This is a genomic window from Cellulosimicrobium sp. GQ32, assembly GCF_059758455.1.
On record NZ_JCAXEP010000007.1, the window covers coordinates 26,255 to 47,860 of the forward strand.

Sequence of the window (21,606 nt, forward strand, 5' to 3'; positions counted from 1 at the left end):
GGCCAGTGCGGGGCCCGTGGTCCTCCGCCAGCCTAGTCCTTCCCGCGGTCCGTCGTGGCAGAGTGTCCGTCGTGACGGAGCCATCGAACCTGCTTGCCCAGAGCCCCTCGACCGCACCGCTGCGCGCGGTGGTGACCGGAGCGTCGTCGGGCATCGGCGAGGCGTGCGTGCGGTTCCTGCGCGCCCGCGGGTGGGACGTCGTGGCGTTCGCGCGGCGCGCGGACCGGCTCGCCGAGGTCGCGGAGCGCACGGGCGCCCACCCGGTCGTCGGGGACGTCACGTCGGACGACGACGTCGCACGCCTCGTCGCGGAGGCCGGTGCGCGCGGGCCGGTGCACGCGTTGCTCAACATCGCCGGGTTCGGGCTCGGCGTCGACCACGTCGACGAGGCGAAGATCGACGAGTGGCGCGCGATGTACGAGACGAACGTGCTCGGCACCGTGCGCGTGACGAAGGCGTTCCTGCCGCTCCTGCGCGCGTCGCGCCGCGGCGACATCGTGCTCATGACGTCGACCGCCGGCCACGACACGTACGTCGGCGGGTCCGGTTACGTCGCGTCCAAGCACGCGCTGCTCGGGGTCGCGAAGACGCTCCGCCTGGAGCTCGTCGGCGAGCCGATCCGCGTCATCGAGATCGCCCCCGGCCTCGTGCACACGCCGGAGTTCTCGCTCAACCGCTACCACGGGGACCAGGCCGGGGCCGACGCGGTCTACGCCGGGGTAGTCGACCCGCTCACCGCGGACGACGTCGCGGACGTCGTGACCTTCGCCGTGACGCGCCCGCACCACGTCAACATCGACTCGCTGGTCCTGCGTCCCGTCGCCCAGGCGTCCACGTACTCCCTGTGGCGCGCCCCGCTCGAGCCGAAGCGCGCGGGATGACCTGCCGACAGGCCCTCTCCCGCTGGTAGGTTGAGCGGCCGAGACCACGTCGGAGGGGGAGAACGTGCTGGTCGGAGCGGATGTCGCGGCGCTGCGCCGCCTGGGGGAGGCCTTCGAGTCGGCCGGAGAGAGCCTCGCCGCGACGCGGGCGGAGCTCGACCGCGTCGTCGGGTCCGCGGCCTGGCAGGGTCCCGACGGGGCGTCGTTCACCGCGTCGTGGGAGGGTGAGCTGCGCCGCCACCTCGCGCGCGCTACCGAGCTCGTCCGTGAGACGGGGCTCGACGTGCGCCGCCAGGCGGACCAGCAGGAGCGGGCGAGCGCCGCGGGAGGGACCTCGGGCGGGGGAGCCCAGGGTCCGGACGCCGGGTCGTCGCCCGCACCCGGACGCGACTCGACGACCCTAGCGGCCGTTCCGTCGCCACAGGCGATGGCGGTCGTCGCGCACGCGCCCGGCGACGCCCGAGCGACGCCGGACGAAATCCTCACCGGGTACCAGGTGAGCGACGGGAAGGTCCTGAAGAACTGGGAGCCGGACTGGCCGGCGAGCATGTTCACCGACCCGCTGCCGCAGATCACGGAGAAGGAGGCCTCGATGCTCAACGATCTCAGCCTCCTGTCCCTGAAGTCCTTCCAGGACATCCACGACCGCGCCTTCGAGTTCGCCGACGAGCGGTTCGAGCCGGGCGACCAGAACGACAACCACAACGACGCCTTCCGGCACGCGTACTGGAACGCGCTCATGACGCGCAAGTACGGCGAGGCGTGGGCCGAGGACTACGCGACGGCGCACGAGCAGATCCCCGGCAACCCCCCTGCCCGCGAGGCGATGGACCTGTACAACAACGAGGTCGGGCGGCGGATCGCCGCCCAGAACCCCGACGCGGACGTGTACCAGCTCGCCGACCTCGTCGAGAAGGCGGTCCGTGACGGCGAGACGGTCGTCGTCGACCCGGAGGGGAACCTCGCCTACTCCAACGAGGTCGCGGTCGGCGAGACCGGGCACGCTCGCCCCGCCGACCCCCTGCCGGGCAAGGACCCGCAGTTCAACGACGAGAGCTCCGACTCGTGACGCGCGCCGGTCGTTCGTTGCTCCTGAGCGCCGCCCTCGTCCTGGTCGCTGCGGGGTGCAGCGGAGAGGAAGCCGACATGCCGACGATCGAAGGTGCTCCGGAGGCGCTCGACGAGGCGATCATCGAGGCCGCGCAAGGGGGGACCGAGCTGGCGCTCGCGGACGCGGCGGACTTCTCCTGGGACGAGGTCGCGCTGTTCCACGAGGGGACGACGGTCGACGACATCGAGAGCGTCGTGGGCGAGACCGGGATCGACAAGGAGCGGTTCACCGGCGGCACGGACCTCTTCGTCTTCCGGGACGGGGGACAGGTGGTACGCCTCCTCGTCACGTCCCCGGACGTCTTCACGGGCGACTACCGGACGCTGCTGAGCAGCACCGCCGTCGTGGCGCCGGACGCCTCGCGCCCCGGGCATGCGCGGCTCGTCGACGGCACCTGAGGCCGCTGGACCTGGAGCGCCGACCCGGCGCACCCTGGTCACCATGAGGAGCGAGGAAAGACCGACGGCGCGGGCAGGCGCGTGGGCGGCGGTCGCCGGCGTCGTGTCGGCGGCCGTCGGGTTCGCGGTCGCCGAGCTCGTCGCGGCGCTCGTCGGGCCGGGATCCAGCCCGCTGTTCGCCGCCGGGGCCGGGGTGGTCGACGCCGTGCCCGGGCCGGTCAAGGAGTGGGCGGTCGCGACGTTCGGCACGGCGGACAAGGCCGTCCTGCTCGGCGGCATGGCGGTCGTCCTCGCGGCGGGCGCGGCGCTCGCGGGCTGGCTCGAGCTGCGCCGTCCGCCGTGGGGGTCCGTGCTGCTGGGCGTCGTGGGCCTCGTAGGTGCCGTCGTGGCTGCGGCCCGGCCGGGCGCGAGCGTGGCGTGGGCGCTGCCGTCCCTCGTCGGGGTGGGCGTCGCGATCCTGCTGCTGCGCGCGTCGCTCGCCCCGCTGCGCGGGCCCGCGGAGGCGACTCTCGCCGGTGCGAGCCTGGACAGCGACGCGGCGGGCACCGGCTCCGCACGGGCGTCGATGGACCGGCGGCGCTTCCTCCTCGTCACCGGCCTCGCCGCCGCGGCGGGCGTCGTCGCGCTCGCGACGTCCCGCGCGGTGTCGGCCGGGTCGCGCGCCGTCACGGCCGCGCGCGAGGCGCTGCGGCTGCCGTCCCCGGCCACCCCGGCGCCGGCCGTCCCCGCCGGGGCGGACCTGCGCGTCCCGGGCCTTGCGCCGTACGTGACGCCCAACGGCGACTTCTACCGGATCGACACCGCGCTGCGCGTGCCCCAGGTCGACCCCGACTCGTGGACGCTGCGCGTGACCGGTCTCGTCGACGAGCCGTTCGAGCTCACGCTCGACGAGCTCCTCGCGCTCCCGCTCACCGAGCACCACGTGACGCTCACGTGCGTGTCGAACGAGGTCGGCGGCGACCTCGTGGGCAACGCGCGATGGCTCGGCTACCCCGTGCGCGAGCTGCTCGCGCGTGCCGGGGTCCGCGACGGCGCCGACATGGTCCTGTCCACGAGCGCCGACGGCTGGACCGCGAGCACCCCGCTCGACGTGCTCACCGACCCCGACCGGGCGTGCCTGCTCGCGGTCGGGATGAACGGCGAGCCGCTGCCCGCGGAGCACGGCTTCCCCGCGCGGCTCGTGGTCCCGGGCCTGTACGGCTACGTGTCGGCGACCAAGTGGGTCACCGAGCTCAAGATCACGACGTTCGCCGACGACGTCGCGTACTGGTCGACGCGCGGCTGGTCCGAGCGCGGCCCGATCAAGCTCGCGTCGCGCGTCGACACGCCGCGCGCGGGAGCGCCGGTCGCGGCGGGCGTCGTGACCGTCGCGGGCGTGGCGTGGGCGCAGCACACGGGGATCGCGGGCGTGGAGGTCCGGGTCGACGACGGCACGTGGCGCGCCACGACGCTCGCCGACACCGTGGGCCCGGACACGTGGCGACAGTGGTCGTACGTCTGGGACGCGACGCCGGGGGAGCACCGCCTGACGGTCCGCGCGACCGACGCCGACGGGCGCACGCAGACCGCGGACGTCGCCCCGCCCGCACCCGACGGCGCGTCCGGCTGGCACGAGGTCGCGGTCCGCGTCGACTGACGGGACCACGTCCGGCTTGTGGACCCGGGGTTGTCCGCCCCGGGCCCGTCCTGGCACCATGTCCGCGTGACCTCCCCGCGCCCCACGAGCAGCTCGCTCGTCCTCGCGCGCCCGCGGGTCTCCGCCGTCACCTGTTGTTGAGGGCTCGCGGCGCCCTGCGCAGCCTCGACCTGGTGTCCGCGAGCAGCCTCCCGCCCCTCCCTCCTGACGAAGGGGCGTGACGGTCGCCGGTCTCGTGCCACGGGCTCATCGATGAGTCCCGCGCGACACCCGGGTCTGCACCTCCGGACGCCCGCCGAGCACAGGACGCGAGACCACCATGTACGTTCCCCCGAGCTTTCCCCGCTACCGCCCGACGACGTCGCTCGCCGCGCCGTCGCGTGAGGCCGCCCGCTCGCCCGCGGCGACGACCGCCGTCGGTCACGACGCCCGCCCGCCGCTCACGCTCGAGTGGCTCGTCGCGCGGGACATCGACGCCTACACCGCGCGTCGCCGGGCGGCGGCTACCATGGACGCACAGGCGTCGACCCGGCCATCACCGGCGAGCCTCCGGAAGAACGGGACCCGCGCCGTCGGGCAGGCCTGACGGCCCGCGGCCAGGTCCTCACTAGAACCGGACGGGTGGGCCCGTCACAGCCTGCGACGAGCGGTCGGTGACCGCCCGCCGGGCCCGACGGCGTCGGGCACCGGGGGACGACGCCGGCAAGCGAGGTGGTACCGCGGCGAGCCCGCCCCTGGGTGGGGGAGTCGTCCTCGCAGGAGAGCACGACCGACCCGTACCACCACGGCGGACGAACCCGCCGACCGCTACCCACCGGAGTCCTCGAGACCATGGCCTATCCGCTGCACCGCGCACCCTCGTCCGCCGACTCGCACCCCGGAGCCGCGTTCGGCGTCCCCGCCTCCCCGGACCTGCCCGCCATCGAGCGCGAGGTGCTCGCCTACTGGGACGCGGACGACACGTTCCGCGCCTCGGTCGAGCGCAACCCCGCCGGCGAGAACGGCAGCAACGAGTTCGTCTTCTACGACGGCCCGCCGTTCGCCAACGGCCTGCCGCACTACGGGCACCTGCTCACGGGGTACGCGAAGGACGTCGTCCCGCGCTACCAGACCATGCGCGGCAAGCACGTCGAGCGCCGCTTCGGCTGGGACACGCACGGCCTGCCCGCCGAGCTCGAGGCGATGGACCAGCTCGGGATCAAGACCAAGGAGGAGATCCTCGAGCTGGGGATCGAGCGGTTCAACGACGCGTGCCGCGCGTCGGTGCTCAAGTACACGAGCGAGTGGCAGGACTACGTGACCCGCCAGGCGCGCTGGGTCGACTTCGAGCACGACTACAAGACGCTCGACCCCACGTTCATGGAGTCGGTCCTGTGGGCGTTCAAGCAGCTCTACGACAAGGGCCTCGTCTACGAGGGCTTCCGCGTGCTGCCGTACTGCTGGAACGACCAGACGCCGCTGTCCAACCACGAGCTGCGCATGGACGACGACGTCTACCAGGTCCGCCAGGACCCGGCGGTCACCGTCGGCTTCCGGCTCGAGACGGGCGAGCTCGCGCTCATCTGGACGACGACGCCCTGGACGCTCCCGTCCAACCTGTTCGTCATGGTCGGCCCCGACGTCGAGTACGTCGTCGTGGAGTCGTCGTTCACGGGCGTCAAGGAGCGCTACGTGATCGCCGCCGAGCGCCTCGCGGCGTACGCGCGCGAGCTCGCCGACGAGGGCGTCGAGGACGTGACGACGCAGGTCGTCGAGCGCCTCACGGGCGCCGACCTCGTCGGGCGCTCCTACACGCCGCCCTTCTCCTACTTCGCCGGGCACGCCGGGGCGCACCGCGTGGTCGAGGCGGACTTCGTCACGACGACGGACGGCACCGGCCTCGTGCACAACGCCGGCGCGTTCGGCGAGGAGGACAAGGTCGTCTCCGACCGCGAAGGGGTCGAGCCGGTCCTCCCGGTCGCGTCCGACGGCAAGTTCGTCTTCCCCGTCGTCGACTACGAGAGCCTCCAGGTCTTCGACGCGAACGCGCTCATCATCGACCACCTCAAGGGCCGCACGCGCCACGACGCCGCGGTCGCCGCGGGCGAGCAGACGCCGGACCTCGCGCTCGGCGCGACGAGCCCCGGGACGGTGCTGCTGCGCCGCGAGTCGTACGCGCACTCCTACCCGCACTGCTGGCGCTGCCGCAAGCCGCTCATCTACATGGGCGTGTCGTCGTGGTTCGTCGCGGTGTCGAAGTTCAAGGACCGGATGGTCGAGCTCAACGAGCAGATCTCCTGGACGCCCGAGCACATCCAGCACGGCCAGTTCGGCAAGTGGCTCGAGAACGCGCGCGACTGGTCGATCACGCGCAACCGGTTCTGGGGGAGCCCCGTCCCGGTGTGGCGCTCCGACGACCCGCAGCACCCGCGCGTCGACGTCTACGGGTCGTTCGCCGAGCTCGAGCGCGACTTCGGCACGCTGCCCCGCAACGAGAAGGGCGAGCCGGACCTGCACCGACCGTTCGTCGACCGACTCACCCGGCCGAACCCCGACGACCCGACGGGCCGCTCGACCATGCGCCGGGTCGAGGACGTCATGGACGTCTGGTTCGACTCGGGGTCCATGCCCTACGCGCAGGTGCACTACCCGTTCGAGAACACCGACTGGTTCGAGCACCACAACCCGGGCGACTTCATCGTCGAGTACATCGGCCAGACGCGCGGCTGGTTCTACACGCTGCACGTGCTCGCGACCGCGCTGTTCGACCGCCCCGCGTTCCGCTCGGCCGTCTCGCACGGCATCGTGCTGGGCTCCGACGGTCGCAAGATGAGCAAGTCGCTGCGCAACTACCCGGACGTCAACGAGGTCTTCGACCGCGACGGCTCCGACGCGATGCGCTGGTTCCTCATGAGCTCGCCCATCCTGCGCGGAGGCAACCTCGTCGTCACCGAGGACGGGATCCGGGACGCGGTCCGCCAGGTCCTCCTGCCGCTGTGGAGCACGTACTACTTCTTCACCCTGTACGCGAACTCCTCGAAGGCGCAGGCTCGGGCGGGCGAACCCGGCGAGCCGGCGGGGTACGTCGCGCAGCGCGTCACGCCCGAGCGCGTGGCCGGGCTCCCGGCGCTCGACCGCTACCTGCTCGCGCGCACGCACGACCTCGTCGTGCGCGTGACCGGGCAGCTCGACGCGTACGACATCGCGGGCGCGTGCGAGACCGTGCGCGAGCACCTCGACGTCCTGACGAACTGGTACGTGCGCACGCAGCGCGACCGGTTCTGGGCCGAGGACGCCGACGCGTTCGACACGCTGTACACCGCGCTCGAGACGCTCACGCGCGTCATGGCGCCGCTCGCCCCGCTGCTCGCGGAGGAGGTGTGGCGCGGCCTGACGGGCGGGCGCTCGGTGCACCTCACCGACTGGCCGGCGTCCACCGAGGAGGTCGGCGAGCGGCTCGTCGGCGAGGACGGCTCGTACGCCGTGTCCGTGCACCAGGTCCCGGACGCGTCCCTCGTCGCCGACCCGGCGCTCGTCGCCGCGATGGACGAGGTCCGTGCCGTCGCGTCGGCCGCGCTCGGCCTGCGCAAGGCGCACCAGCTCCGCGTGCGCCAACCGCTCGCGAGGCTCACGGTCGTCGTGGACGACCCGGGGGCGCTCGCGCCGTACACGGACCTGCTGGCGCGCGAGCTCAACGTCAAGGCCGTCGAGCTCGAGTCGACCGACTCCGACGCTGCGGACCGGTTCGGCATCACCCAGCGCCTCGCCGTGAACGCGCGCGCCGCCGGTCCGCGCCTGGGCCGCGGGGTCCAGGCCGTCATCAAGGCGTCGAAGGCCGGGGCGTGGCGCGTGGACGACGCCGGGGACGTCGTCGTGACGACGGACGACGGCGACGTCGCGCTCCTGCCGGCGGAGTACGAGCTGACGACGGTGGTCGCCGACCGCGGCGTCGCCGAGGGTGAAGCGCCGAGCGTCGCCGCCGCGGTGCTCGCGGGCGGCGGGTTCGCCGTCCTCGACCTCGTGCTCGACGACGCGCTGCTCGCCGAGGGCTACGCCCGCGACGTGATCCGCGACGTGCAGGACGCGCGCAAGGCCGCCGGCCTCGACGTGGCCGACCGCATCCGGCTGTCGCTCGACGTGCCGGGCGAGTGGCTCGTCGCTGTGGAGGAGCACCGTGACCTCGTCGCGCGCGAGACGCTCGCGGTCGAGGTCGTCGTCGAGACGTCGCCGACCGACGTGCGCTCCGTGCGCGTCGAGAAGGCCGACGGCACCGTTCCGGACACGGCGGTGATCCTGTGAGCGCCGCGCGCAAGGACCCCGGGGCCGCACGCCGGCAGAGCGCGAAGGACGCCCGCGCGGCGGCGGAGGACGCCGCCGCGCAGGCGGACCTCGAGCGCGTCTACCAGCACATCGTGTCCCGTGCCCCCGAGCACGACTTCGACCCGACGATCGACCGGGTGCGGCGACTGTTCGAGCTGCTGGGCGACCCGCAGCACGCGTTCCGGACGATCCACCTCACCGGGACCAACGGCAAGACGAGCACCGCGCGCGTCGCCGAGCGCCTCGTGCGCGAGCACGGCTTGCGCACCGGCCTGTTCACGAGCCCGCACCTGACGAGCGTCACGGAGCGGATCGTCGTCGACGGCGAGCCGCTCTCGGCGCGCCGGTTCGTCGAGGTGTGGGAGGACGTCTACCCGTACGTGCAGGTCGTCGATGCCGAGCTCGCGGAGACCGGGCAGTCGCAGCTCAGCTTCTTCGAGGTGCTCACGGGTGTGGCGTTCGCCGCGTTCGCGGACACGCCCGTCGACGTCGCGATCGTCGAGGTCGGCATGGGCGGCGAGTGGGACTCGACCAACGTGGTCGACGCCGAGGTGGCGGTCGTGACGCCGGTCGCGCTCGACCACGAGCGGTGGCTCGGCAGCACGCTCGAGGAGATCGCGACGGTCAAGTCGGGCATCGTCAAGGACGGCGCGACCGTCGTCTCCGCCGCGCAGCGCCCGGAGGTGGAGGAGGTGCTGCGTGCCCGCGCCGAGCGCGTCGGCGCGCGCCTGCTGCGCGAGGGCGTCGACCTCGACGTGGCGGCCCGGCAGGTCGCGGTCGGGGGGCAGCTCCTCGACCTGCGCACGCCCGCGGCGCTCTACACCGAGGTGTTCCTCCCGCTGCACGGCGAGCACCAGGCGCACAACGCGCTCCTCGCGCTCGCCGCGGTGGAGGCGTTCCTCGGCGGCCGCGCGCTCGACGGGCAGCTGGTGGAGACCGCGTTCGCGGACGTCACGTCGCCCGGCCGGCTCGAGGTCGTGCGGTCCAGCCCGACCGTCCTCGTCGACGCGGCGCACAACGCCGCGGGCGCGGAGGCGCTCGCGGTCGCGCTCGGCGAGGCGTTCGACCTGCGCCACCTCGTCGGGGTCGTCGCGATCATGGCGGACAAGGACGCCGAGCCGCTCCTCGCGGCGCTCGAACCGGTGCTGTCCGAGGTGGTCGTGACGCGCAACAGCTCGGAGCGCTCTGCCGACCCGACCGACCTCGCCGAGCTCGCCGCGGACGTGTTCGGCGAGGACCGCGTGCACAGCACCGAGCGGCTCGACGAGGCGCTCCAGGTCGCGGTCGACCTCGCAGAGCGGGACGACGCGGTGGGAGTCGGGACGGGCTCGGGCGTGCTCGTCACGGGCTCGGTCGTGACGGTCGCCGACGCTCGCGTCCTCCTCGGTCGCGGCTGACGCTCCCGCCCGGGCGCGAGCTGTCCTTGCGCGCACGAGGCGCCCCGCCCGGTGGAGTGCCTCGTGCGCGGGGGACACCTCGCGACCTGCTGCGCCCGGGTGTTTGATGGAGGCGACGACGGCGACGGCACGCCGGGCGGGGGTCGTCAGCGTCCGGAGCACCGGGCGCACGGACCGATGGAGGGATGACCGGTGAAGAAGCTGCTCAACGATCCCCAGGACGCGGTGTCGGAGTCCCTGGAGGGGTTCGGCCAGGCGCACGCCGACCTCGTGGAGGTGCACGTCGCGCCCCCCTACGTCTCGCGGGCCGGGGGTGCGGTCCCCGGGAAGGTCGGGCTGGTCTCCGGCGGCGGCTCCGGCCACGAGCCGCTGCACGCCGGCTTCGTCGGCCCGGGCATGCTCGACGCCGCGGTCCCCGGCGCGGTCTTCACCTCGCCGACGCCGGACCAGATCGTCCCGGCGATCCTCGGCGCCGACTCGGGCGCCGGCGTCCTCGCCATCGTGAAGAACTACACGGGTGACGTGCTGAACTTCGAGACGGCGGTCGAGCTCGTCGAGGCGGAGGGCACGCAGGTCACGAGCATCCTCGTCAACGACGACGTCGCGGTCGAGGACTCGCTGTACACCGCCGGCCGGCGCGGCGTCGCGGGCACGGTGGCGGTCGAGAAGATCGCCGGTGCCGCGGCCGAGCGGGGCGACGACCTCGGCGCCGTGACGGAGATCGCGGGTCGCGTCGTCGCGAACGTGCGCTCGATGGGCGTCGCGCTCACCGCCTGCACGGTCCCGCACGTCGGCAAGCCGAGCTTCGACCTGGGCGACGACGAGGTCGAGATCGGGATCGGCATCCACGGCGAGCCCGGACGCCACCGCATCCCGCTCGCGTCGGCCGACGAGATCACGCAGCGGCTCGTCGACCCGGTGGCGGACGACCTGGGCCTCACCGACGGCGAGGACGTGTTGCTGTTCGTTAACGGAATGGGCGGTACGCCGCTGTCCGAGCTGTACGTCGTCTATCGTCAGGCGAGGAGGCTGCTCGAGGGGCGCGGCGTACGGGTGACGCGCTCGCTCGTCGGCAACTACGTCACGTCGCTGGAGATGCAGGGTGCGTCGGTCACCGTGCTGCGCCTGGACGACGAGCTCACCGCCCTGTGGGACGCTCCCGTCCGCACGGCTGCGCTGCGCTGGTGAGGCGGTGCCCTTTCGTGCAGTCTCCGAGAGCCGGCGGACCGTCGGCTCGACGGCGAGGAGAGGTGGGGCATGACGCTGGACGTGGCCTGGGCGGACCGGTGGACGCGGCTGAGCGCGGAGCGCATCGCGGCGGCACGGGACGAGCTGACCGAGCTGGACCGCCAGATCGGTGACGGCGACCACGGGGAGAACCTCGACCGGGGGTTCCGCGCGGTGGTCGCCAAGCTCGACGGGGCGGCCGCCGGTGACCAGCCGCCGGGCCAGATCGGCGACGTGCTCAAGCTGGTGGCCACGACGCTCATGTCCTCCGTCGGCGGCGCCTCGGGTCCTCTGTACGGGACGGCGTACCTCCGGGCAGCGAAGGTGACCGGGCTCGAGGAGCTCGACGCGCACGGAGTCGTCGCGCTCCTCGAGGGCGCGCTCGAGGGCATCACCGCGCGCGGCAAGGCTCAGCTCGGCGAGAAGACGATGGTGGACGCCTGGCAGCCCGCCGTGGACGCGGCGGAGGGGGCTGCCGACGGTGGGGCGTCGACCGCCGACGTCCTCGCCGCGGCCGCGACGGCGGCGCGCGCGGGCGCCGAGGCGACGATCCCGCTCGTCGCCACCAAGGGCCGCGCGAGCTACCTCGGCGAGCGCAGCGCCGGCCACCAGGACCCGGGCGCGACGTCGACCGCGATCCTGCTCGAGGCCGCGCGCGACGCGGCGACCGCGTGAGCGGCACGGCCGGGGCGCGGGCCCGCGTCGCGCTGGTCCTCGTCTCGCACTCGCAGCGCCTCGCGGAGGGCGCCGTCGAGCTGTCTGCGCAGATGGCTCCCGGCGTGCTGCTGCTCGCGGCCGGCGGTACCGACGACGGCGGGCTCGGGACCAGCTACGACCGCGTGTCCGGGGCGCTCGACGAGGCGCTCGGCGTCGCGGACGGCGTGGTCGTGCTCGCCGATCTGGGCTCGGCCGTCATGACGGTCGAGTCGGTCCTCGACATGGAGGACGGGTTCGACGGGAGGGTCCGGCTCGCGGACGCCCCGTTCGTCGAGGGGGCCGTCGCGGCGGCGGTGACCGCCCACGGCGGTGGGGACGTCGCGGAGGTGCTCGCGTCCGCCGAGCACGCGGGCGGGACCTTCGCGGTCGCGAGCGCCGCTCCCGAGGGCGGGGGGCCGGTCGTCGACGGCGCGCCCACCGTGGACGGCGCTGCGCGCGCCGTCGTCACGCTGCGCAACCCGCTCGGCCTGCACGCGCGCCCGGCGGCGGTGCTGGCGCGCCTCGTCGCGGGCTTCGACGCGAGCGTCGCGATCGACGGCGTCAACGGGGCGAGCGTGCTCGAGCTCATGAAGCTCGGCGCGACCGGCGGCCAGGAGCTCACCGTCACGGGGGAGGGGCCGCAGGCCGCCGACGCGGTGGCCGCCGTCGTCGAGGCCGTGGAGGGCGGTTTCGGCGAGGTCTGAGCCGGGACGTGTGACCGTCGTCACTGGGGTTGCAGTTGATGCAAATTTGCACAGGATGCAAGAATGCTCCTCGTGCCCACGACTCTCCCTGAAATGCCCGCTCGCCCCTCGTCGGCCGAGCGGGCCGCGGCATGCCTGGCGCCGTCACCCGGCGGTCTGCGGGAACGCAAGAAGCGCGCCCGGCGCGAGGCGCTCGTCGAGGCGGCGCAGACGCTGGTGCTGGAGCGCGGCTTCGACGCGGTGACCGTCGAGGACGTCTGCGCCGAGGTCGGGGTCTCGCCGCGCACGTTCTTCAACTACTTCCCGTCGAAGGACGACGCCGTGCTCGGCCTCGAGGACCTCGCCGTGCGACCCGAGATCGTGGCGACCTTCGTCGGGGGCGGTCCCACGGGGGCGCTGCTCGACGACCTCGAGGTCGTCGTGGCCGACGTGCTCGCGCAGCAGATCGTCACGCCCGAGCGCATGGCCCGCACGCTCGAGCTCGTCCAGCGCGAGCCGCACCTCGTCACGCGGCACGTCGCCTGGGTCGAGGGACACCGGGCCGAGCTCGTCGACATGTTCCTCGCACGCCGCGCCGTGCGGCCCTTCGTCCCCGACCCCGAGCTCCTGGCCCTCGTGGTCATGAGCCTGCTGCGCGCGAGCACGCTCGAGTGGCAGCAGCACGACCGCGAGGGCGAGCCGGTAGACCACCTGCCGACCGTCGTCCGGCAGCTCCGCGCACTGCTCACCGACACGCACGCCCCCGGTCCCGCGGCCGGCTAGCCGCCGGTCCCGCCGCTCCACCCTCCCCACCACCCGACGACGGGCCGCGCCCGTCGGCGCGCCCCCGCCCGTCCTGACCGAACCGGATCCTCATGGCCTCCTCCACCGCTGCACCGCCCGTCGACGGCACCAAGCCGCTCGTCGTGCTCACCCCGCGCACCGTGTGGGTGATCTTCGGCGCGCTCATGGCGTCGATGTTCCTGTCCTCGCTCGACCAGTCGATCGTCGGTACCGCGATGCCGACGATCGTCGGCGAGCTCCACGGCGTCGAGCACCAGGGCTGGGTCATCACGGCCTACATCCTGGCGATCGCGATCGTCATGCCCCTGTACGGCAAGTTCGGCGACCTCTGGGGTCGTCGGTGGCCGTTCCTCGTCGCGATCGGGCTCTTCACGGTCGCGTCGGCGGGCGCGGGCTTCGCGCAGTCGTTCCCCGAGCTCGTCGCCTGGCGCGGCGTGCAGGGCCTCGGCGGCGGCGGTCTGATGATCCTGTCGCAGGCGATCATCGCCGACATCGTGCCCGCCAAGGACCGCGGCAAGTACATGGGCCCGATGGGCGCCCTGTTCGGCATCGCGGCCGTGATCGGCCCGCTCCTCGGCGGCTGGTTCACCGAGGGCCCGGGCTGGCGCTGGGCGTTCTGGATCAACGTCCCGATCGGCGTCGCGGCGTTCGTCGTCGCGTGGGTCGCGCTCAAGCTCCCGTCGCACCGTTCGGGCCGCACGATCGACGTCGCCGGCATCTTCTTCCTCGTCGTGGCCACGTCCGGGATCGTGCTCGTCACGAGCTGGGAGTCGCTGACCAGCTCGCGCGGCTACGACTGGTCGGACCCGTGGCTCCTGGGCCTCGTGGCCGCAGTGATCGTCTCGGTCGCCGCGTTCGTCATCGTGGAGAACCGCGCCGAGGAGCCGCTGCTCCCGCTGCACCTGTTCAAGAACCGGACGTTCACGATCGCGACCCTCATCGGCCTCGTGCTCGGGATGGGCATGTTCTCGGCGCTCGCCTTCCTGCCGACGTTCCTCCAGATGTCCACCGGCGCGGGGGTCACCGAGTCCGGGTTCCTCATGCTGCCGATGATGGTCGGCGTCATGATCACGGCGATCGGTTCGGGCATCGCGATCACGAAGACCGGCCGCTACAAGATCTACCCGGTCCTCGGCCTCGCGATCACCGCCGCGGGCATGGTCTGGCTCACGCGCATCACCGGCGACATGTCGATGTGGCTCTTCGGCGCGATGATCTTCGTCATGGGCGCCGGCATGGGCCTCGTCATGCAGACGATCGTCCTCGCGGTGCAGAACTCGGTCGACCCGCACGAGATCGGGACGGCGACGAGCGCGAACAACTTCTTCCGCGAGATCGGCGCGGCCGTCGGCACGGCGCTGTTCAGCACGATCTTCACGTCGCGCCTCGCCGACAACCTCGAGGGCGTCTTCGCGGGGCTGCCCGCCGGCTCCGCGCCCGCCGGGGTCGAGGGGTCGTCGCTCACGCCCGAGATGGTGCAGCAGCTCCCCGAGCCGATCCACACCGGCGTCGTCGACGCGTTCACCGACGCGCTCGCCCCGGCCTTCTGGTACCTCGTCCCGCTCGTGCTCGTCGGGTTCGTCCTCGCGCTCTTCCTGCGCGAGGTCAAGCTCTCCGACGTCGCCGGGATGGTCGCGCGCGGCGAGGCGGTCGCGGACCACGGCGACCTCGTCGAGGACGCTCCTGCGCAGGACGCGGGTACCGACGCGGCCGTCGTGACCGCGGGCGCCTCCGGAGCGGTCGGTGACCACCCGGAAGACCGGGGCCGCGACGCCGCGCCGGTATCCTGACCGGGTGAGCACCTCGCCGTCGCAGCCCGCCGCGCAGCCGTCCCGCCACGGCCGCGCGGCGGGCCCGGTGCGCCCGTCCCCGGGCGACCGCATCAAGCCGAAGAAGCCCGCGAAGGTCCAGTTCGCGTCGACCACGCTGCTGCTCGAGGCCTTCCTCGTGGTGTTCGCCACGCTCGTCGCCTACGGCCTGCGGGACGTGCCCTACTCGCGCGGTCCGCTAGAGCTGCCGAGCGCGACGTCGATCTGGCTCGTGGGCGGCGTCCTCGCCGTCGTGCTCGTGGTCCTCTCCCGCATGGTCGGCACGCCGGGCGGCTACGTCGCCGGGTCGGTCGTCCAGGTGCCGGTCCTGGCCTTCGGGCTCGTGGTGCCGATGATGTTCGTCGTCGGCGGCCTCTTCGTCGTGCTGTGGGTCGTCTCGATCCGGCTCGGCGGGCGCATCGACCGCGAGCGCGCGGCGTACGACGCCGAGCACCCCGAGACCGCGCCCAACGCCGACTGAGGTGAGGCGCGCCCGCGCCCTCGCGCGGGTGGTCACGGCGTCCGGCACGCCGGTGCGGCCGGTAGGCTCGGCGACCATGACCGACGTCGCACCCGCACTGACCGAGACCATCGAGCGCACCCTCATCCTCGTCAAGCCCGACGGCGTCCGCCGCGGCCTGTCCGGCGAGGTCCTGCGCCGCGTCGAGGCCAAGGGCTACACGCTCGCCGCCGTGCGTCTGCTCGACGCGACGCCCGAGCTGCTCGCGGCGCACTACGCCGAGCACGAGGGCAAGCCGTTCTACCAGCCGCTCGTCGACTTCATGCTGTCGGGCAAGGTGCTCGCGGTCGTCGCCGAGGGTCAGGGCGTCATCCCCGGCTTCCGCTCCCTCGCGGGCGCCACGAACCCGACCGAGGCGCTCCCCGGCACCATCCGCGGCGACCTCGGCCGCGACTGGGGCCTCAAGGTCCAGCAGAACCTCGTCCACGGCTCCGACTCGCCCGAGTCCGCCGAGCGCGAGATCGCGCTCTGGTTCCCCGAGCTGGGCTGACCCACCGGCACGCAGCACCGCGCCCCGCCCCGGCCGCACCGGCCGGGGCGGGGCGTCGCGCGTCCCGGCACCTCCGGCGACGGCGCCCGGCCGCGCGGGGCGCAGATCCGCGGGTTCGTCGGGGGCCGCCACTAGGCTCGGGTCCGTGCACCTCAAGACCCTGACGCTGCGCGGCTTCAAGTCGTTCGCGTCCGCGACGACGCTGAGCTTCGAGCCCGGGGTCACGTGCGTCGTAGGGCCGAACGGCTCGGGCAAGTCCAACGTCGTGGACGCGCTCGCGTGGGTCATGGGGGAGCAGGGGGCCAAGACCCTGCGCGGCGGCAAGATGGAGGACGTCATCTTCGCGGGGACGTCCGGGCGGCCGCCGCTCGGGCGCGCCGAGGTCTCCCTGACGATCGACAACACCGACGGCGCGCTGCCGATCGACTACACCGAGGTGACGATCTCCCGCACGCTGTTCCGCAGCGGCGGCTCCGAGTACGCGATCAACGGCTCCGCGTGCCGCCTGCTCGACATCCAGGACCTCCTCTCGGACTCCGGGCTCGGCCGGGAGATGCACGTGATCGTCGGGCAGGGCCAGCTCGACGCCGTCCTGCGCGCGACGCCCGAGGACCGCCGCGGCTTCGTCGAGGAGGCCGCCGGCGTCCTCAAGCACCGCAAGCGCAAGGAGAAGGCGCTCCGCAAGCTCGACGCGATGCAGGCCAACCTCACCCGGCTCGCCGACCTCACGACGGAGATCCGGCGCCAGCTCGGGCCGCTGGGCCGTCAGGCCGAGATCGCCCGCAGGGCCGCGACGATCCAGGCGGACCTGCGCGACGCCAAGGCCCGCCTGCTCGCGGACGACCTCGCGCAGCTCACCGCGACCCTCGAGCAGGAGATCGCGGACGAGGCGGCCCTGCGCGCGCAGCAGGCTGAGGTCGAGCGGGCGCTCACCACGGCCCGGGACGGGCTCGGCAGGCTCGAGCGCGAGGCCGCGGAGGCGGCTCCCGCGCTCGGTGCGGCGACCGACGTGTGGTTCCGGCTGTCGTCCCTGCGCGAGCGCCTCCGGGGCACGCAGACGCTCGCGGAGGAGCGCGTGCGCCTGCTCGGTCGCCCGGAGCCCACCCAGCGCGGGCAGGATCCCGACGAGCTCGAGGCTCAGGCGGAGCGCGTGCGCGCGACCGAGGCCGAGCTCGAGGCCGAGGTCGAGCGCGCACGGGATGCGCTCGCGGCGGCCGTCGCGGACCGTGAGGACGTCGAGCGGTCGGCGGGCGAGGCCGAGCGCGCGGTCGCGACCCTGCTCCGCGGTGCCGCCGACCGCCGGGAGGGCCTCGCGCGCCTCGCGGGCCAGGTCGCCGCGCAGCGCACCCGGGTGGAGGCCGCGGAGGCGGAGATCGGGCGGCTCCGCGAGTCGCTGGCGGAGGCCGAGCACCGGGGCACCCAGGCGCGCACGGACTTCGCGGTGCTGGAGACCCAGGTGGTCGGCGCCGAGGAGGGCGAGGAGGGCCTCGACGCCGAGCACGAGGCCGCGGCCGACGAGGTCGAGCGGACGACGTCGGTCGTGCGGGAGCTGGAGGACGACGCCTCTGCCGCAGATCAGGAGCGCGCCACGTGGAGCGCGCGCATCGAGGCGCTCGAGCTGAGCCTCGACCGCAAGGACGGTGCCGGTGCGCTGCTCGCCGCCGACGGCGTCGGCGTGGTGGGGTCGCTCGCGGCGCTGCTCGGTGTCGAGGCCGGGTACGAGGACGCCGTGGCCGCGGCGCTCGGCCCCGCCGCGGACGCCGTCGCGGTCGAGTCGGTCGACGCCGCCGTCGACGCGCTGCGCTACCTGCGCACCGAGGACGCCGGCCGGGCAGGGCTCGTCGTCGCGGTCGATGCGGCGCACGGGGGCGGGCGCGACGCGGCCACCCTGCCCGACGGCGCGCGCTGGGCCGTCGACGTCGTGACGGCGGGCGGGGGCGTCGGCCACGCCGTGCGGGCCCTGCTTGCGGACGTCGCCGTCGTCGACGACCTCGCGCAGGCGCGCACCCTGGTAGCGCGGCACCCCGGCGTGGCGGTCGTGACGCGCGGGGGAGACCTCCTGGCGGCGACGCGCGCGTGGGGCGGCTCGGCCTCGGCGCCGAGCGTCCTGCACCTCCAGTCCGCGCTCGACGAGGCGCGCACCGCCCACGACGACGCGGCGGCCCGGGCAGAGCGCGCGCGGTTCGCCCTCGTGGGTGCGCGCGACGCCGCGCAGGAGGCGCGCGCCCGCTACGACGACACCCTCGACCGGCTCAACGAGTCGGACGCACAGCTCGCGGCGGTCGCGGAGCAGCTCGGCCACCTCGGTGCGACGGCGCGCTCGGCGGCCGCAGAGGCGGAGCGCGTGCGTGCCTCGCTCGAGCGGGCGTCGCAGGGGCTCGACGACGCGCGCGAGGCACTCGCGGGCCTCGTCGAGCGGCTCGACGTCGCGGAGGCGGCGCCGGAGCAGTCGGAGGAGGCCGTCGCCGAGGCGACCACGGAGCGTGACCGCCTCCTCGCGCTCGCGTCGGCGGCCCGGACCACGGAGACGGAGGCTCGCCTCGCCCTGCGCACGAGCGAGGAGCGCGCGCGGGCGGTGGCCGGCCGGGCGCAGTCCCTCGCTCGGGCCGCCGCGGCGGAGCGGGAGGCGCGCGAGCGGGCCGCCCGGCGCGAGGCCGCCCGGGTGCGCCAGGCCGAGCGTGCGTCGGCCGTGCGCGAAGGTGCGGCGCGCGCCCTCGGCGCTGTCGATCGGTCGCTCGCCCGCGCGGGCGAGGAGCGCGCGGCCGCCGAGGCGGCGCGCGCCGAGCGTGACGCCGCCGTGACCGCTGCCCGGCGCGAGGTCGACGACCTCGCTTCTCGCCTGCGCGAGCTGACCGACGTCGCGCACCGCGACGAGGTGGCGCGCACCCAGCAGCAGCTCCGGATCGAGCAGCTCCAGGCGCGCAGCGTCGAGGAGCTCGGCCTCGACCCGGCGGTCCTCGTCGAGGAGCTCGGTCCTCACCGCGACGTCCCGGTCCCGTCGGACGACGACGAGCCGCGCACCGTGCCCTACGACCGTGCGGCCCAGGAGAAGCGGCTGCGTGCCGCCGAGCGCGACCTGGGCCGGCTCGGCAAGGTGAACCCGCTCGCGCTCGAGGAGTTCGCGGCGCTCGAGGAGCGGCACAAGTTCCTCGCGGACCAGCTCGCCGACCTCAAGAAGTCGCGTGCCGACCTTCTGGAGATCGTCAGAGAGATCGACGAGCGGGTCGAGCGGGTGTTCGCGGACGCCTATCGCGACACCGCCGAGCAGTTCGAGCGGGTGTTCGCGCGCATGTTCCCCGGCGGTGAGGGGCGGCTGGTGCTCACGGACCCGGACGACATGCTCACGACCGGGATCGAGGTCGAGGCGCGCCCGGCGGGCAAGAAGGTCAAGCGGCTCTCGTTGCTGTCCGGCGGCGAGCGCTCGCTCACGGCGGTCGCGCTGCTCGTGGCGATCTTCAAGGCCCGCCCGTCGCCGTTCTACGTCATGGACGAGGTCGAGGCGGCCCTGGACGACGTCAACCTCGGCCGCCTCCTCGAGATCTTCCGGGAGCTCCAGGAGGACTCGCAGCTCATCGTCATCACCCACCAGAAGCGCACGATGGAGATCGCGGACGCGCTCTACGGGGTGACGATGCGCGGTGACGGCGTGACGACCGTGATCAGTCAGCGGATGAACGAGGCGCGCGAGGACGTCTCGGTGTGAGGCGCCTCATGCCGGGTCCGGGCACGTCCGGGACCTGGGCCTATGCTGGAGAAACGTTGGAATTCCGCGCCTTGTGAAGATGTGGTGCCGATCGGGCAGCTCGGCGTGGCACCGGTCGCGCCCCGTGCGGGGACCCGGATACTGGTCGTCATGGTCTGGATGTTCGTGTGGCTGGGGCTCACGCTCGGCGTCGCCGCTGTCGTGTTCCTGTTCGCGAGCGTCGTTGCGCGCTCGGAGGCCCAGTCGTCGGCCGCGCAGGGGGACCGGTCCGCAGACCAGGGGATGCGCGCGTTCTGGCGCGACTTCCGTTCGGGTCTGCGTCGGCGGCGTCGCCGCGGGAGCCTCGACGCGCACCACGTCGGGACCGTGCGCATGCCCCGGCCGGTCGACACGAGCATCGACGACTTCTTCACCGCGACCGAGGTGACGTCGAACGCGTACGTCGACGCGGAGGAGCTGACCGACGTCCTGCACCGCGCGCGCGAGCGCGTGCGGCCGCTGCACACGGGGGAGCGTCCTCCCCAGGCCTAGCCGCGCGTACCGTCGCGTGACCGTCACCACCGCGTGACCGCCGCCCTCGTCTGAGAGACTTCCGGGGTGAACGACCTCCTCCCGCTCTGGATCGTCCTCGGCGTCGTCCTCCTCGTCGCCCTCGCCACCGTCGGGACCGTGGCGGTCCGTCGGCGACCTCGCCGCGACGTCCTCGAGCCGCCGTCCGCCGTGCCCGCCGCGCCTCCGACGACACCCGACACCGGCACGGCTCCGCCCGGGACCGTGTCGGTCGAGGCCCCGCCCGAGGCCGAGGAGCCGGCTGCCGCCGCCACCGCTCCCACGATCGAGCGACCCGAGCCCGTCGGCGGCCGACTGGTCCGCCTGCGCGAGCGGCTCGCCCGATCCGGGTCCCCCCTGGGCGCTCGCCTGCTCTCGGTGCTCTCGCGCGACCACCTCTCGGAGGACGACTGGGACGAGCTCGAGGAGACCCTCCTGCTCGCGGACGTCGGTGCCGGGCCGGCCGGCGAGCTCATCGACGCGCTGCGCACCAAGGTCCGCGTGCTCGGCGTCCGCGACGCCGCGAGCGTGCGGGACCTGCTGCGCACGGAGCTCGTCGCGCTCGTCGACCCGTCGCTCGACCGCTCGCTCGCGACGTCGCCCACCACGGGGGACGACGGCGCCCCGGTCCCGGCCGTCGTGCTCGTCGTCGGCGTCAACGGCACGGGCAAGACCACGACGGTGGGCAAGCTCGCGCGCGTGCTCGTCGCGGAGGACCGCAGCGTCGTGCTCGGCGCGGCGGACACGTTCCGCGCCGCGGCGGCGGACCAGCTCGAGACCTGGGGCTCGCGCGTGGGCGTCCCGACCGTGCGGTCCGACCGCGACGGTGCCGACCCCGCCGCGGTGGCGTTCGACGCCGTGCGCCGCGGCCGCGCCGAGGGTGTGGACGTCGTGCTCGTCGACACCGCCGGCCGGCTCCAGAACAAGCAGGGCCTCATGGACGAGCTGGGCAAGATCCGGCGCGTCATCACCAAGGAGGCGCCGCTCTCCGAGGTCCTCCTCGTCCTCGACGCGACCACGGGGCAGAACGGGCTCAACCAGGCGCGCGTCTTCGGGGAGGTCGCGGGCGTGACGGGCATCGTCCTGACGAAGCTCGACGGCACCGCTCGCGGCGGCATCGTCGTCGCGGTCCAGCGCGAGCTGGGCGTCCCGGTCAAGCTCGTCGGGCTGGGGGAGGGCCCCGACGACCTCGCCCCGTTCGACCCGGAGCAGTTCGTCGACGGGCTCCTCGGCGACTGACGGGCGCCCCGCCGCGGGTCACGATCGTGTCACGGAGCGATCACGAGCGTGTCGCGATCCGGACGCCGCGCGGGCCCCGCACGAGGGGGAAACGGAACGTTTACGTCCGAGGAACGCTTGTCACACCCGCGTAACACGGCGACACCGCGGGGGAAACCCGTCCGC

At 74.0% G+C, this 21,606-nt stretch carries 17 protein-coding genes; all 17 read left to right on the top strand.

Annotated elements, in window-relative coordinates; translation table 11 throughout:
• The first annotated feature begins 71 nt into the window (after positions 1-71).
• Entirely contained in the window at positions 72-881 is an 810-nt protein-coding gene (locus tag AC6CH9_RS12730) for an SDR family oxidoreductase (protein ID WP_498155222.1), read from the top strand.
• Between the two features lie 64 nt (positions 882-945).
• Positions 946-1,950, top strand: coding sequence for a DUF6973 domain-containing protein (locus tag AC6CH9_RS12735; RefSeq protein WP_498155223.1), 1,005 nt, complete (start codon positions 946-948; stop codon positions 1,948-1,950).
• Between the two features lie 77 nt (positions 1,951-2,027).
• Entirely contained in the window at positions 2,028-2,390 is a 363-nt protein-coding gene (locus AC6CH9_RS12740) for a hypothetical protein (RefSeq protein ID WP_498155224.1), read from the top strand.
• Between the two features lie 43 nt (positions 2,391-2,433).
• Positions 2,434-4,026 carry a molybdopterin-dependent oxidoreductase gene (locus AC6CH9_RS12745; RefSeq protein ID WP_498155225.1) on the top strand — a complete coding sequence of 531 codons (1,593 nt, stop codon included), beginning with the start codon at positions 2,434-2,436 and terminating at the stop codon, positions 4,024-4,026.
• Between the two features lie 319 nt (positions 4,027-4,345).
• Positions 4,346-4,612 carry a hypothetical protein gene (locus AC6CH9_RS12750; RefSeq protein WP_498155226.1) on the top strand — a complete coding sequence of 89 codons (267 nt, stop codon included), beginning with the start codon at positions 4,346-4,348 and terminating at the stop codon, positions 4,610-4,612.
• 245 nt (positions 4,613-4,857) lie between these two features.
• A complete protein-coding gene (gene ileS / locus AC6CH9_RS12755) occupies positions 4,858-8,304 on the top strand; it encodes an isoleucine--tRNA ligase (protein WP_498155227.1) in 3,447 nt (1,148 codons plus the stop codon).
• The gene (locus AC6CH9_RS12760) at positions 8,301-9,722 is read left to right on the top strand and encodes a bifunctional folylpolyglutamate synthase/dihydrofolate synthase (protein ID WP_498155228.1); all 1,422 of its coding nucleotides are present in this window, start codon (positions 8,301-8,303) and stop codon (positions 9,720-9,722) included. Before ileS ends, AC6CH9_RS12760 begins: the two co-directional genes overlap by 4 nt.
• Positions 9,723-9,914: 192 nt before the next feature.
• Positions 9,915-10,910 (top strand): dihydroxyacetone kinase subunit DhaK, encoded by a 996-nt coding sequence (gene dhaK / locus AC6CH9_RS12765; RefSeq protein ID WP_498155229.1) that lies wholly within the window; start codon positions 9,915-9,917, stop codon positions 10,908-10,910.
• Positions 10,911-10,979: 69 nt separating this feature from the next.
• Positions 10,980-11,624 (top strand): dihydroxyacetone kinase subunit DhaL, encoded by a 645-nt coding sequence (gene dhaL, locus AC6CH9_RS12770; RefSeq protein WP_375810497.1) that lies wholly within the window; start codon positions 10,980-10,982, stop codon positions 11,622-11,624.
• Positions 11,621-12,349: a dihydroxyacetone kinase phosphoryl donor subunit DhaM gene (gene dhaM / locus AC6CH9_RS12775; protein WP_498155230.1), complete on the top strand. Its 729-nt coding sequence runs from the start codon at positions 11,621-11,623 to the stop codon at positions 12,347-12,349. Before dhaL ends, dhaM begins: the two co-directional genes overlap by 4 nt.
• 93 nt (positions 12,350-12,442) lie before the next feature.
• The gene (locus AC6CH9_RS12780) at positions 12,443-13,111 is read left to right on the top strand and encodes a TetR/AcrR family transcriptional regulator (protein WP_498155231.1); all 669 of its coding nucleotides are present in this window, start codon (positions 12,443-12,445) and stop codon (positions 13,109-13,111) included.
• A gap of 92 nt (positions 13,112-13,203) precedes the next feature.
• A complete protein-coding gene (locus tag AC6CH9_RS12785; protein ID WP_498155232.1) occupies positions 13,204-14,922 on the top strand; it encodes an MDR family MFS transporter in 1,719 nt (572 codons plus the stop codon).
• Between the two features lie 4 nt (positions 14,923-14,926).
• Positions 14,927-15,421 carry a DUF4233 domain-containing protein gene (locus tag AC6CH9_RS12790; RefSeq protein ID WP_313663571.1) on the top strand — a complete coding sequence of 165 codons (495 nt, stop codon included), beginning with the start codon at positions 14,927-14,929 and terminating at the stop codon, positions 15,419-15,421.
• A gap of 76 nt (positions 15,422-15,497) precedes the next feature.
• Complete coding sequence (gene ndk / locus AC6CH9_RS12795) at positions 15,498-15,950, top strand: nucleoside-diphosphate kinase (RefSeq protein ID WP_498155233.1); 453 nt, start codon at positions 15,498-15,500, stop codon at positions 15,948-15,950.
• A 145-nt stretch (positions 15,951-16,095) separates the two neighbouring features.
• Complete coding sequence (smc, locus tag AC6CH9_RS12800; protein WP_498155234.1) at positions 16,096-19,653, top strand: chromosome segregation protein SMC; 3,558 nt, start codon at positions 16,096-16,098, stop codon at positions 19,651-19,653.
• An 84-nt stretch (positions 19,654-19,737) separates the two neighbouring features.
• Complete coding sequence (locus tag AC6CH9_RS12805; RefSeq protein ID WP_498155235.1) at positions 19,738-20,184, top strand: hypothetical protein; 447 nt, start codon at positions 19,738-19,740, stop codon at positions 20,182-20,184.
• Positions 20,185-20,250: 66 nt separating this feature from the next.
• The gene (gene ftsY / locus AC6CH9_RS12810) at positions 20,251-21,441 is read left to right on the top strand and encodes a signal recognition particle-docking protein FtsY (protein ID WP_498155236.1); all 1,191 of its coding nucleotides are present in this window, start codon (positions 20,251-20,253) and stop codon (positions 21,439-21,441) included.
• The last annotated feature ends 165 nt before the right edge of the window (positions 21,442-21,606 follow it).

What these genes read in the sequence shown, in the direction of transcription:
- ndk (WP_498155233.1), top strand. Translation starts at nt 15,498, where the DNA reads ATGACCGACGTCGCACCCGCACTGACCGAGACCATCGAGCGCACCCTC.
- AC6CH9_RS12740 (WP_498155224.1), top strand. Translation starts at nt 2,028, where the DNA reads ATGCCGACGATCGAAGGTGCTCCGGAGGCGCTCGACGAGGCGATCATC.
- AC6CH9_RS12750 (WP_498155226.1), top strand. Translation starts at nt 4,346, where the DNA reads ATGTACGTTCCCCCGAGCTTTCCCCGCTACCGCCCGACGACGTCGCTC.
- AC6CH9_RS12745 (WP_498155225.1), top strand. Translation starts at nt 2,434, where the DNA reads ATGAGGAGCGAGGAAAGACCGACGGCGCGGGCAGGCGCGTGGGCGGCG.
- AC6CH9_RS12780 (WP_498155231.1), top strand. Translation starts at nt 12,443, where the DNA reads ATGCCCGCTCGCCCCTCGTCGGCCGAGCGGGCCGCGGCATGCCTGGCG.
- ileS (WP_498155227.1), top strand. Translation starts at nt 4,858, where the DNA reads ATGGCCTATCCGCTGCACCGCGCACCCTCGTCCGCCGACTCGCACCCC.
- dhaL (WP_375810497.1), top strand. Translation starts at nt 10,980, where the DNA reads ATGACGCTGGACGTGGCCTGGGCGGACCGGTGGACGCGGCTGAGCGCG.
- AC6CH9_RS12785 (WP_498155232.1), top strand. Translation starts at nt 13,204, where the DNA reads ATGGCCTCCTCCACCGCTGCACCGCCCGTCGACGGCACCAAGCCGCTC.